Below are 13,904 nucleotides of genomic sequence, written 5' to 3' on the forward strand. Positions count from 1 at the left end.
GTACGGTGGTGTGGGAGGACGGTAGATAAAATAATTATCTACCTCCTACCCGATTCAATATTAAATCAAAAGACGAACGCAAGAAAACCTGGAATTTCGTAAAGAACTCGAACTATTAAAAAAATTCCAGGCCTTCTTGAAGAAAAAGAATACATATGATTTTATTATATGAAAGAACATCAAGTTTCTTTAAACATCAAGAAGGCTTGCAAAACCTTAAATGTATCAAGAACTGGTTATTATAAATTCTTAAATCATAATCAAGGCGTTGGCTCAGCAAGGCCAGATCTTTAATCAGAAGCGAATTTCCTTGCTTTATGGGTCTTTGCCCAAAAGCCGCTTTGTTATTTACTGTAATCCTTCTTTGTATTGTTTCAATGCTTCTGCAAGCTGGTCCGGGCAGGACGTGGGCCTGAAGCCGCACTGGATCCCTTCCAGTCTTCGAATGGCTTCATCTACATCCATGCCTTCTACCAGCCGGGCCACGCCCTGGGTGTTGCCGGAGCAGCCGCCTACAAACTGAACCTGAACCAGCTTGTTATCCTCAACTTCAAAATTAATCTCCTGTGAACAGACGCCGTGTGTTTTATATTTCAACTTAAATTCCTCCAATTTGTAAAATCTCATTATAACGGATTATAAAATTATAGGAAATCCGGGCTTGGTTGTCAATAGTTCTTTGCATACCACGAGGTATTAAAAGCACAAATGGATAAATTTACATAAAAAACGAAAAATCATCCCACTAATTTAAAAATCAGCGGCATTGAGCGGATGTTCAACATGCAACCATAAGGCACCAGAACCAGAAGCAACCAGCAGCAATCACAGCATAAACGGCAGAGACATCTGCTGACAAGGCGGGCGCAGCAGACACTTCTGCAGCATCTGGCCTGATTCCGGTTACGATGAATACCGCCTATACAATGACAATCAATGGGTACAAAGAAACAGATTGCAGAAAACGGTGATCAGATCAACTGATCGTTCAGGCTCCTTTAAGCAATGCGAGCACAATCACAGAGCAGGGCAATATCATGGATACCATGATCCAGCAGGGAGTTGATGCCATCGCACAATTGTGTGATCGCGTTTATTAATTAAGAGAGGGAAAGGTAACCGACATGAGGATCAACCCTTGCGGTCAAAGAAATCCAGTGAATTTCCTATGTATTTTTCCTGACAAATTGGATACAAACTGATATAATAGGTAGCAGTGTACTTATATGCCTGGAAAACGCGGGCATGAATGAAAGGAGAACAATTATGTTAGGAATCATCGGGGCCATGGATGTAGAGGTGGCAGAAGTAAAAAAAGCCATGGAGGATGTTACGGTAGAGACCATCGCTGCAATGGATTTTTATAGAGGAATCTTAAAAGGAAAGGAAGCGGTAGTGGTTCGTTCCGGCATCGGCAAGGTAAACGCGGCAATCTGCACTCAGATTCTGGCCGATCATTACCATGTGACTGCGGTCATCAATACCGGAATCGCCGGTTCCCTGAAGAATGAAATAAACATCGGGGATGTGGTGCTGTCCACAGATACGGTCCATCATGATATGGATGCCACAGGCTTTGGATACCCTGCGGGACAGATTCCCCAGATGAAGGAATTTGCCTTTCAGGCGGATGAAAGGCTTCGTAATCTGGCTGAAGAGTGCTGCAGAAAGGTCAATCCTGAGATTGAAGTTTTCATCGGAAGGGTAGTTTCAGGGGACCAGTTTATTTCTGATAAGGTTAAAAAACAGTGGATAGGGGATACCTTTGGGGGATATTGTACGGAAATGGAAGGGGCTGCGATCGCACAGGCAGCGTACTTAAACCACATCCCTTTTCTCATCATCAGAGCCATTTCAGATAAGGCGGATGACAGCGCAAACATGGACTATGGCGAGTTTGAGGAGAAGGCGGTTAAGCATTCTGTGAACCTTATTTTAGCCATAGCTGAACGGTATTCATATTAGGTTAAGAATCGAATCCTGACAGGATTTGACGAACGATTCTAGGCTCTCTCATCTTCCCAAAGCGAAATCGGGTGTTTATAATAAACCTATCACCGGTCGTAACCGGAAAGAAAGGGGAGTTATAATTATGCTGGAATTTTTACAGACAGGCAAGGCGCTATTCGTACTGGCAGCCCTGTGCGGCATCGGCATTGTCACCAGATGGCTGACACGTAACCTCTACAAAAGATTGATCAAAGAATCTGATAACCTTACATTGACGAAAAACAAGAGTCTTCGGGCATTTAAACAGAAGACGGAAAACACGTACCAGTTAAATCAGGGAATCCCAAAGGTAAAGCCGTATCTGGAACGGCAGATGTATGATTTTAAATATATGGGAGTAACACTCCACGGCTGGAATATATTTTCCAACCAAATGACACTCTGGTGCTTTCTGGCAGGAGGTGCGGCGGCATTTGCATCCTACTGGTTCCGCGCCGATTCTTATTACATAGTCTTGTATGGCTCTGCAGGTATCATGGCCGGACTGTTTACTATTCTGGTAGACCACGGCGCAGGAATTGTGGAGAAGCGGCAGCAGCTGTTTGCGGTTCTGGACAATTATCTGGAGAATACGTTGATTTACCGGTTGGATATGGAAAGAGAGGAATCACAGGCAATGTCGGGGCCTCATATGGAAACCCGTGAAAATATAAGATCCATTTATTCCCAGCCACCAAAGGGAGGGGTAGAAGTTGAGCCGGAGCAGGACAAGAAGGCAGACAGGAGAAGCGCAAGGCAAAGAAATGGGACATTAGAAAAACCTTTAAGGAGCCGCACTCAAAAACAGTCCATGGATGCGTTTAATGAAACTCCGGAGCAGGTGCCCGAACGAGCGGAAAGCCAGGCGCAGCCAGACCTTAAGAACTCCAGGAGGGATGTGGATTACTTAAAACGGAGCCTGGAACAGATTGCCGCCAGCAGGGAAAGAGAACGGGGCGGCAGGCAGGGGGAGGACTGGTTAAAGGATCTAAGTCCTGATGAGTTAAAGCTGATCGGTGAAATTCTCCAGGAATATTTAACATGAACGTTTGGAAGGCGGGAAGAAAATCATGTCGCATTCAGAACTATTCTGTGGTATAATTTTCCTAAGCAGGGGGTCATAAACCTGAAGTCAAATAACCCATAGCGAGCAAAGGGCTATTTGGCTCCGAAGGCAGTTGCTAAGGTCAGGAGAGCTTGGCTTCGGCTCGCTGCCTTTGCGAGAATAGAAGGAAAAGGAGAATATTAGCAATGGGAAATGTAATTTTTGATTATTCCAGGGCAGCAGGATTTGTATCAGCAGAGGAAATGGAGAATATGAAGGCCGCAGCAATGTGTGCGAAGAATGTGCTGATGGACAAGTCTGGTGCAGGCAGTGATTTCTTGGGTTGGATCGATCTTCCGGTAGATTATGATAAGGAAGAATTCCAGAGAATAAAGATGGCAGCAGAGAAGATTCAAAATGATTCGGATGTTCTGCTGGTCATCGGTATCGGCGGTTCCTATCTTGGAGCCAGGGCAGCCATAGAATTTTTATCCCACAGCTTTTACAATGTATTGCAAAAAGGAAAACGTAAAACTCCGGAGATCTATTTCGTTGGAAACAGTATCAGCAGCAAATACATCCATGACTTAAAGGATGTGCTGGAAGGAAAGGATTTCTCCGTTAATATTATATCAAAATCAGGAACCACCACAGAGCCGGCGATCGCTTTCCGGGTATTTAAGGATATGCTGATTGAGAAATATGGCCGTGAGGAGGCAAATAAAAGGATTTATGCCACTACGGATAAGGCAAGGGGCGCGCTGAAGAATCTGGCTGACGAGGAAGGCTATGAATCTTTCGTGGTTCCGGATGACGTAGGGGGACGTTTCTCAGTGCTTACAGCAGTCGGCCTTCTTCCGATTGCAGTATCCGGCGCTGATATTGATAAATTAATGGAAGGCGCGGAGGCGGCCAGGCTGGAAGCCCTGGAAGCGCCCTATGAGTCAAACGGCGCCCTTCAGTATGCGGCTGTGCGCAATATCCTGCTTCGGAAAGGGAAAACGGTGGAGATCGTGGCAAACTATGAGCCAAGCCTTCATTATGTTTCCGAGTGGTGGAAGCAGTTATTTGGAGAAAGTGAAGGAAAAGATCAAAGAGGGATCTTTCCAGCCGCAGTGGATTTGACCACAGACTTGCACTCTATGGGACAGTTTATTCAGGATGGGGCCAGAATTATGTTTGAAACCGTGCTGGATGTTGAAGAATCGTCCGCGGAAATTCTCCTCAAGGAAGAAGCAGTTGATACCGATGGTATGAACTACCTTGCAGGAAAGAGCGTTGATTTTGTTAATAAGAGTGCTATGAACGGAACCATTCTGGCTCATACCGACGGAAACGTGCCAAATCTTATGGTAAGGATTCCCGGACAGGATGAGTACAGCCTGGGACAGCTGTTCTACTTCTTTGAATATGCATGCGGCATCAGCGGATATATGTTAGGTGTAAATCCGTTTAACCAGCCGGGAGTGGAAAGCTATAAGAAGAATATGTTCGCACTCCTTGGAAAACCTGGATATGAGAAGGAAAGGGAGGAACTCTTAAAGAGATTATAGGAAGTTGGCAGGTAACGCCGGTGTTCTGGTTCAGACTTTAAACAAGTCGGACCGGAGTACCGGCGTTTCTATATATTTTGGCTTTATTGGGAAGAATAAAGAGATATTTAAGAAAAACTTAGATATGAAATGGCGGTGCAGTATAGTATACTTATAGTGCGTGATAAAAACACATAATTAAAGGAGGAAGATATGAAAAAATATTTAATGCTTTTTCTTGCTATGGCTACGGCCCTGTCATTGACTGCCTGCAAGGGGGAAAAGGATCCAAAGGTGCTTTATGATGAGGCTTCAAAAAAAACGTCAGAGCTGACAGCCATGGATGTGACCTCTGTGGTCAACATGCAGATGACCCAGGGAGAGGAAACAACTGATATTAAAATGGATCTTGATATGAAGATGGCGGACATTAACACCGAGAACATGAGATATATGGCTAATGGGACCACTTCGCTTATGGGACAGGATCTGGATATACTCATGTATTATGAGAAAGGTTATTATTATATGGATTCCATGGGTCAGAAGGTGAAATACGCCATGGATTTAGATGCCATGATGAAACAGGTCAAGCAGAGCACAGAAGGTGCAAGCGTAAATTCTTCTTATCTTAAGGAAATCACGGCAAAGAAGGATGGAAATAACCAGGTCCTTACCTTTACGGTTGATGCTGAAAAGATGGATGCCTATGTACAGGATATGATGGGTCAGTTAGGAACCAATATGGAAGGCGTAACTTACACCATCAAAGAGGCGAGCGGTGAAGCAACAGTCAATAAGGATGGGTATTTTACAAACTCAAAGATCAAGATGTCCCTTGAAATGAATACTCAGGGTCAGACCATAGCGATGGTTATGGATACGGACTCCACCTACAATAATCCCGGCCAGGCTGTTGAGGTCACAGCACCGGATCTGGAGGGATATACGGAAATCGATGCCAGCGCAATGGAGAACCAATAAATCGATTGCATAATAAAAAGTTACTATCATTAGCTCATATCTAATAAAGAAGTATTAAGAAACATTCAGAAAGGCAAAGGCATTTGAAGCGGCAGGATATGCCAAATAGCTTCCGCCTTTGCCTTTTATTAATATTTTTAGTTTATCTCTATGTGAAAGCGGCATTCATTCGTTTATAACTGCCATTATCTCTATTTACCATTGAAGAAGTTCTTAACCGCACTTTTCGTACAATTCTGTATGGTCTATTAATAATTATATCTTTTCAAATCCTATATTACCTAAATTTTTCTGGAAAAATCCAAATAGTACTTTGCTATGCCAAATCTACGATAAGTTTCTTTTACTAAAAAGCACACGAATTTGAGTTTGATTTTCTGTTATAGAAGTCATTTTCTATTATACCTGCCCTCAGCTACAATTCCTTGCTTCTCATCTTAAACAATACTAATAAGAAATTCCTGTTTTTCGGCTGTTGTACCCATTCCTTTATAACAATAATCACAAGCCCCGGAATATTCATCACCCATACCATAACTATAGCAAGAGTGTTTAGAACTTTACCTATAAGTATTAGTAAAACGAGGTAAAAATTTACTGGCCTAATGTTTTGAAAAAATCAAAATGGTAAGTATTAATTACAAAAACAGGTAATTATGCACAAATAACATATAAGAAAAATGTTAAAAATAGAAAAAATACAAGGATTCAACTAAAAATGTTGAAAAATTACTTAGTAAATTATATAATAATTTTATCAAAAAAAGAGGAGGTATTTTTATGAAAAGAAAGTTGGCAGCATTATGTATGTTATCTCTGACAGTCGTAACTGTATTAAGTGGATGCGGCGGAAGTAAAGCCAATCAGGATACAGCAAAAGGCGGAAAAACTAAAATCCGTTTTGCGTCCTGGGATGTAGCAGAGGATGTAGACCGTCAGCAGGAACTGGTGGATAAGTTTAATGCGGCTCATGAGGACATTGAAGTGGCTCTGGAAGCCTATGGAAAAGATTTTGATACAAAAATCAGCGCAGGCATGGGTTCCGGGGATACTCCGGATGTGATGTATATGTGGAATTACCCGGCGTATTATCAGGGGTTAGAACCGCTGGAAAGCTTCATTGAAAAAGAAGGGGAAACATATAAAGCTAATTTCTATGATACCTTATGGAATTACAATTCCATGGATGGACAGATATATGGCATTCCGATCGGATTTACGACACACACCTTGTTCTATAATAAGGATTTATTCCAGGAAGCAGGAATTTCTGAGCCTACCAATGATTGGACATGGGATGATTTGCAGCAAGCGGCAAAGACCATATCTGAAAAAACCTCTGCAAAAGGCTTTGCATTCCCGATGAAGCCGGATCCATATGATTTTGAAATGTATTTATGGAGCAATGGAGCAGCGTATTGTGACAAAGAGGGAAAGCTGGAGGGAAATATTAATTCCAAAGAATCAGAGGAAGTATTCCAGATGTTCCAGGATATGGAAAAAGATGGATATGCAGTTGCCACGGAAAAAAGCGGAACCGATGAATTCCGTTCCGGAGCTGTAGCTATGTATGTTTATGGTGCGTGGTCGATTAATTCCTTAAAAGAAGACGGGTTAAACTACGGCGTGGCTGCGATTCCTGCTTTTGCCAATGCAGGTAAAGATTCTGTCAGTATTTTAAGTTCTTCCGGTATCTCCATTTCAAAAGACAGCAAGAATAAAGAAGCAGCATGGGAATTTGTGAAATTCTGGACCAATGAGGAATCCAATAAAGCGCGTATTGGCCTGGAATTACCGGTACTTAGCAGTGTTGTAGAATCTGAAAAGATTATGGATCAGCCGGAATATGCACCATTCTACTTAATGCTTGAACAAAGCACCGGTTATACTTCTGCAAGCTTTATTATTAAAGAGTGGTCTGAATTATCAGAAAACCTGTCCTTATCCTTTGAAGAAGTATTTAATCCAAGTTCTCTTCAGAGTGTAACAGATGTATTGAACAGTGCTGCACAGCAGTAAAACAAAATAGAAAAGAAGAATTTGGCCGTCTGGTGAATCGCCACCAGATAGCCGGATTCCTCTAAGGGGCTACGAAAAAGAATCAGCTTAATGGGAGAAACGCTATGAAGCAAAAAAAGTTTTTAAGGAATGCAACTCCATATTTCTTCATTACTCCGTGGATTATTGGGTTTTTAGTATTTACAATCGGACCGCTTATTCTGTCCCTGGGCATGAGCTTTTTTGACTGGCCATTGACGTCTGATCCGGTATTTAAGGGGTTTGGCAATTATACTGAGATGTTTACAAAAGATACTCAGTTCTGGAAGTCCCTGACAATCAGCTTGAAATATGCAGCGATTTTTGTACCGCTAAATATGGCGATTGCGCTGTTCCTTGCAATGTTAATCTCACAGCCGGTAACCGGCGTAAAAATGTACCGTACGATTTTCTATATACCGGCAGTTATTTCCGGCGTTGCGGTTTCGATTATCTGGGGCTGGATTTTAAATGGGGACTATGGCGTATTGAATTATTTATTATCCTTACTGGGGATTACAGGCCCCAGATGGCTGGTAGACCCTGCCTGGGCGCTGTTTGCAGTTGTTTTGGCCAGTGCTTTTGGTGTAGGAACGATGATGCTTATTTTCTACACGGATATTAAGAATATATCAATTGATTTATATGAAGCATCATCTTTAGACGGAGCCAGCCCGGCAAGACAGTTTTTCAGTATTACGCTGCCGATTATTACACCTACCATTTTGTTCAATTTGATTACTTCTGTTATCAGTTCTTTCCAGCAGGTGACGCTGGTAATGCTGCTGACCGGGGGCGGACCGTTAAAATCCACCTATTTCTATGGGCTGTATACCTATAACAATGCGTTTAAGCACCATAAACTGGGTTATGCAAGCGCCAATGCATGGGTGATGTTTATTATTATCTTAGTTCTGACGGCATTGATCTTTAAGTCTTCTTCTACATGGGTATTCTATGAAACGGAAGCAAAGAATGGAAAGAAGAAAAGGGGAGGTAAAAAATAATGAAAATGTCCATGAAATCAAAAGTGATTATCTATACCCTTCTGACTGCTGTTGCAGTTTACTTTCTTGCACCTTTTATTTATATGTTTTTTACTGCCTTTAAGACGGAAGCAGAAGCCATTGCCTATCCGCCCCGGCTATTTCCTTCGAAATGGCTGTTTGAAAATTTTAAAAATGCATGGGAATCACAGCCCTTTGGTACATACTTAAAAAATTCAGTTATTATTACGGTTATGACGACTGCAGGGCAAATCCTTTCCTGTTCCTTGGTGGCATATGGTTTTGCAAGGTTTGAATTTAAAGGAAAAAACCTGTTATTTATGATTTTGCTTTCTACTATGATGATTCCATGGGATGTTACCATGATTCCTCAATATATGGAATTTAATTTATTTGGCTGGATTAACACATTAAAACCGCTGGTTGTGCCGGCATGGTTTGGCTCTGCTTACTATATTTTCTTAATGAGGCAATTCTTAATGGGGGTTCCGGGGGACTTTGAAGAGGCGGCGCGAATTGATGGTGCCAATGCATTTCAGATTTATTGGAAGATTTTCATGCCGATTTTAAAGCCTTCCCTCATTCTGGTAGGCGTCTTAAATATGATTACGGTGTGGAATGATTATCTTGGACCATTGATTTTCCTTCATGACAGAAGTAAATATACACTTGCTTTAGGCCTTGCAACCTTTAAGGGAGTTCATAGCACAAGGATTATCCCTATGCTTTGTATTACAATCATTATGATTATCCCGCCAATTATTATATTCATTATTGCGCAAAAGTATATTGTAGAAGGGACAAGTGGTTCTATTAAATAGAAAGAGCAGCCGGGTTAGTATTTCATGTGCATCGATGCACTGTTTTCTTCCCGGCTATATATTTGTTGACATAACACATAGAGGAGAAACAAAGATGATAAGGCGAACAAAAAAGAGATGGGAAGACCAAACGCTGGGACATATTGGAAGAAGGGAAGCCCGTACAGAATTTTATAAAGATTCTGCTTCCAGAATTAATTTAAATGGAGAGTGGAGATTCCTCTATTTGGAAGCGCCGGAACTGTCCCCGGAAGGATTTATGAACAAAGGAACAGGAACAGACTGGGAAATGATTGATGTGCCTTCTGTGTGGCAGTTAAGAGGATATGACCGGATGCACTATACGGATGTTTTATATTTGTTTCCGATCAATCCGCCTTTTGTACCTTCAGAAAATCCCACCGGAATTTATAAAAAAACAGTCCACATCAACAGGGAGTGGATTCAGAATGATACTATATTAAAATTTCATGGTGTGGACAGTGCTTTTGATGTATGGATTAATGGAACACATGCAGGATACAGCAAGGTCAGCCGTCTTCCAAGTGAATTCGATATTACCGCATATATCCAGGAAGGGGAAAATGACATTACAGTACGGGTCTATAAATGGTCGGATGGAACGTATTTGGAAGACCAGGATATGTGGTGGCTTTCCGGTATTTATCGGGATGTGGAATTAATCAATGAACCGAAAGACAGTATTATTGATTGTACCGTGGATGGAGATTTGGACAGCTCTTATATAAATGGGATCTTAAGAGCAGATATTACCACAAAGCAGGAATCTTGTGATGGTACATGGAGATTAGAAAGAGACGGAAAGGCAGTTACCGGCGGAACCTTTCAGACAAAAGAGGGCAAAGCGCACATAAAAGAGATAATTCCCGATGCAGACCTTTGGACCGCAGAAACCCCTGATTTATATGATTTAACAGTATCTGTGGGTAAGCAAAGTATCGTGGTGCGTGTTGGATTTCGAAAGGTTGAAATAAAAGATAATAACTTTACGGTAAATAATCAGGTGATTCTTTTAAATGGTGTGAATCACCATGACTACCATCCCAAAGAAGGGCGCTGTGTCACACTGGAACAGATGAAAGCAGATATCCTGCTTATGAAACAGCATAATATCAATGCACTGCGCTGTTCCCACTATCCTGCCAATGGATATCTATATGATTTATGCGATGAATATGGGCTCTATGTGATTGATGAAGCAGATTTAGAATGCCATGGATTTGAATGGGTAGAGAGGTATGATTGGATTACAAATGACCCGTCCTGGAAGGATGCCTATGTGGACAGAAGCGTGCGCATGGTAAAGCGTGACAGGAATCATCCATGCATTATCATGTGGTCCATGGGAAACGAATCCAGCTTTGGCTGTAATTTCCGAAGTGCTGCTAAGGCAGTAAAAGAACTGGATGCTGCCAGGCTGCTCCACTATGAGGGAGATTATGAAGCAGAAGTGACCGATGTGTATTCTACCATGTACACAAGGCTGAAAAGGCTGAAAGAGATCGGAGAATCAGATTTTAAAGGGAATAAACCTCACGTTATGTGCGAATATGGACACGCAATGGGAAATGGACCGGGCGGATTAAAGGCATATCAGGAGATGTACCGCAAATATAAACGGCTTCAAGGCGGTTTTTTGTGGGAATGGTATGACCATGGAATACTTGTCGAAGAAGAAAAGGAGACTTACTACCGCTATGGGGGGAATTACGGAGATTTTCCCACTAACGGGAATTTCTGCATCGATGGGCTGCTAATGCCGGATAGAACCCCATCCCCTGCCATGCTGGAATATAAACAGGTCATTGCTCCGGTGGAAGTGACAAGAGTAGGTGCAGGACGGGAGATTCTTGTGAGAAATTATTATGACTTCCTGACCTTAGGCCATGTTTCTTTACGGTGGGAGATCCAGACAGAAGAACATATCATTCAGGAAGGATGCATTTCTCATATGACGGCCCTTCCTCATGAAGCAGAGAAGGTAACCATACCTTTTCTTCCATTCATGCCAGAAGCAAATACCGATTACTATCTGAATATTACGGTTTGCCAGAAAGAGGATACGAATTTTGCAAAAGCCGGCCATGAAATTTCAAAAGTACAGTTTCCGCTGGATATAAGTTGTGATGTACTGGAGGAACGTCCCAAAGGAAAACTATTAAAAGTATCAGAAACAGCGGATATCCTCAAGGTAGGGAATGGGGCAGTCACAGTAACATTCCACAAAATATTTGGGAAACTGCTGTCTGTTGCGGCAGAAGATCAGGAATATTTAAGCGAAGGTCCGGTGATGAGCGTATACCGTGCCACCATTGATAATGACATGTATAAAAAAGAGGATTGGCTGAATAAATATTTTATTCAGAAATCCAGTGAGCAGACAGAATATTTTACCTATGAAACAGGGGCTGATAAAGTGGTTGTTTCGATTGGAAAATATTTTGGATGCTTAAATCAGTCCTGGGGCTTTGAATGTGACTATGAATATACCATCTATTCCTGCGGTCAGGTTAAGGTGAATTTACAGGGCAAGGCCATTCAGAGAGGAAAACTGGAACCTTCTTTCCTTCCCAGAATCGGTGTGGTTATGAAGGGGAATCGGTCCCTGCAAAAGGCCGTGTGGTATGGCCTTGGACCCGGTGAAAACTATTCAGACAGCAAAGCCGCCAGCACTATGGGGATTTATTCCAACTCTGTGGATGAAATGGGGACCAACTATGTATTCCCCCAGGAAAATGGTCATAGGGAAGAAGTGAAATGGTTTGGAATAGGAGATGGGAATAAAAGCCTGTTATGTAAAATGGAAGCGCCTTTGGGACTGAATCTGGCAAATTATACAGATGAAAGCCTGGAAGATGCAAGGCACCCATTCCAGATACAACGGGCAGACCATGTTGAAATTCATTTGGATTATTTACAGTCCGGGCTCGGAAGCAATAGCTGTGGAGAGGAACAGATGGAAGAATTTAAAGGAAAGCTTCAGGACTTTTCTATGGCATTTGTGTTGCAGGTGGTTGATGACGGGGAAATAAAGAAGGAAGCAAAGAAGCGTTATTTGGACTAGGAAGAGATAAAGGAGCAGTCAAAGAATGATAAAAGAGAGATTTTCAGGGAAATTAAAAGAGATGCTAAGCTCCGATGACTGGATGATTCTGCAGACGGAATATGAACCGGAAGAAAATCTGAAATTTGAAAGTTTATTCAGTTTATCCAATGGTTATCTGGGAATCAGGGGAAGTTATGAAGAAGGCGGGAAAATAACCCTCCCCTATTTATATATTAACGGTGTATTTGATAAATCAGAAACCTTTATGAGAGAGCTTGCTGCTCTTCCCAATTGGCTTGGGATAAAGCTTACCATTGAAAAAGAGCTGATTGGAATAGAAAACTGCCAGATTCTTAAGTTTTCCAGGGTTCTTGATATGAAACAGGCCCTTCTTGCAAAGAGTTATATATTGCGGGATAAAAAGGGTAGAGAAACCCTGGTGGAAGGAATCCGGTTTGTGAGCCGTGCCAATGTACATCGCATGGGAATCAAACTGTATGTCACACCGTTAAATTACAGCGGAATCATAGAAGTGGAAAATATCATTGACGGTACGATTATTAACTTCCATGATGCCCCTCGCTTTAAAGTAAAACATACATATATGACAGCAAATGAAGCGCTGGATAAAGACGGTATTTATATGGAAGTGGCAACCAGGGATAATCACCTTCATGTAGGATCCGGATGCCGGATCGAAGCCTATAAAAACGGCAAGGAAATTCTGAAAAACCGGATGTTCCACGCCTTTGGGGAGCAAGGGGTGGAGTTTGGTGATTTTGATGCTATGGAAGGGGAAACCGTAGAAATCATAAAATATGTATCCATGTATACAGAACGTGATGCAGCCAGATATGCACTTCATGGGTTGGTAAAAGATGAAATAGATGGATTATTGGAAACAGGTTTTGAAGAAGAGCTGGCAGCCCATAGGGCGGTTTATGAGGAGATGTGGAAAGCCGCGGATATCCGTATTGCAGGTGACTTTGAGCTGGACCGGGCAGTCCGTTTTAATATTTTCCATTTAATGAGCACGGGCAATGAGAGAGATGCCAGAGTAAATGTGGGCGCGAAGCTCCTTTCCGGCGAAGAATACGGCGGCCATGCCTTTTGGGATACAGAGATTTTCATGCTGCCCTTTTTTGCATACGTTTTCCCTAAAACGGCAAGAAATCTGGAATCTTACCGGTATCATCTGCTGGAAGCAGCAAGGGAAAATGCCAGGAAAAACGGCTATAAAGGAGCACAATATCCATGGGAATCTGCAGATGACGGCACAGAGCAGTGCCCTGACTGGACCATTGAGCCGGATGGTTCCTGTTACCGCTGTTATGTGGCAGTTTATGAGCATCACGTGACGGCGGCAGGTGCTTATGGCATTTATAATTATGTGAAAATAACCAGAGACATAGATTTTTTACT

Annotated in this window: 9 protein-coding genes and 1 pseudogene; 9 read left to right on the forward strand and 1 reads right to left on the reverse strand. The window is 42.2% G+C overall.

Translation table 11 applies throughout. From position 1 onward, the window contains the following. Nucleotides 1–348: 348 nt before the first annotated feature. On the reverse strand, nt 349–597 hold the full coding sequence (locus tag RT269_RS27405) for a TIGR03905 family TSCPD domain-containing protein (RefSeq protein WP_312445455.1): 249 nt from the start codon (nt 595–597) through the stop codon (nt 349–351). A 669-nt stretch (nt 598–1,266) separates the two neighbouring features. Between RT269_RS27405 and RT269_RS27410 the strand changes: the two genes are divergently transcribed. The 9 genes and pseudogenes from RT269_RS27410 to RT269_RS27450 all read left to right on the forward strand — a co-directional run. Continuing rightward, entirely contained in the window at nt 1,267–1,965 is a 699-nt protein-coding gene (locus RT269_RS27410) for a 5'-methylthioadenosine/adenosylhomocysteine nucleosidase (protein WP_313187462.1), read from the forward strand. Nucleotides 1,966–2,092: 127 nt separating this feature from the next. Further along, nucleotides 2,093–3,034 (forward strand): hypothetical protein, encoded by a 942-nt coding sequence (locus tag RT269_RS27415; RefSeq protein WP_313187463.1) that lies wholly within the window; start codon nt 2,093–2,095, stop codon nt 3,032–3,034. Nucleotides 3,035–3,240: 206 nt separating this feature from the next. Next, nucleotides 3,241–4,587 (forward strand): glucose-6-phosphate isomerase, encoded by a 1,347-nt coding sequence (locus tag RT269_RS27420; protein WP_313187465.1) that lies wholly within the window; start codon nt 3,241–3,243, stop codon nt 4,585–4,587. A 192-nt stretch (nt 4,588–4,779) separates the two neighbouring features. Beyond that, a complete protein-coding gene (locus tag RT269_RS27425; RefSeq protein WP_313187467.1) occupies nt 4,780–5,550 on the forward strand; it encodes a DUF6612 family protein in 771 nt (256 codons plus the stop codon). A 780-nt stretch (nt 5,551–6,330) separates the two neighbouring features. Next, on the forward strand, nt 6,331–7,569 hold the full coding sequence (locus RT269_RS27430) for an ABC transporter substrate-binding protein (protein WP_313187469.1): 1,239 nt from the start codon (nt 6,331–6,333) through the stop codon (nt 7,567–7,569). A gap of 104 nt (nt 7,570–7,673) precedes the next feature. Next, entirely contained in the window at nt 7,674–8,594 is a 921-nt protein-coding gene (locus tag RT269_RS27435) for a carbohydrate ABC transporter permease (RefSeq protein WP_313187470.1), read from the forward strand. Then, on the forward strand, nt 8,594–9,415 hold the full coding sequence (locus RT269_RS27440; RefSeq protein WP_313187472.1) for a carbohydrate ABC transporter permease: 822 nt from the start codon (nt 8,594–8,596) through the stop codon (nt 9,413–9,415). The genes RT269_RS27435 and RT269_RS27440 overlap by 1 nt, the downstream gene beginning before the upstream one ends. A gap of 94 nt (nt 9,416–9,509) precedes the next feature. Further along, nucleotides 9,510–12,500 (forward strand): glycoside hydrolase family 2 TIM barrel-domain containing protein, encoded by a 2,991-nt coding sequence (locus RT269_RS27445; RefSeq protein ID WP_313187473.1) that lies wholly within the window; start codon nt 9,510–9,512, stop codon nt 12,498–12,500. Nucleotides 12,501–12,525: 25 nt separating this feature from the next. Beyond that, nucleotides 12,526–13,904: pseudogene (locus RT269_RS27450) on the forward strand (glycoside hydrolase family 65 protein); the annotation flags it as partial.

Origin of the sequence: Lacrimispora sp. (assembly GCF_032078915.1) — a bacterium.
Classification (GTDB): Bacteria; Bacillota; Clostridia; order Lachnospirales; family Lachnospiraceae; genus Lacrimispora.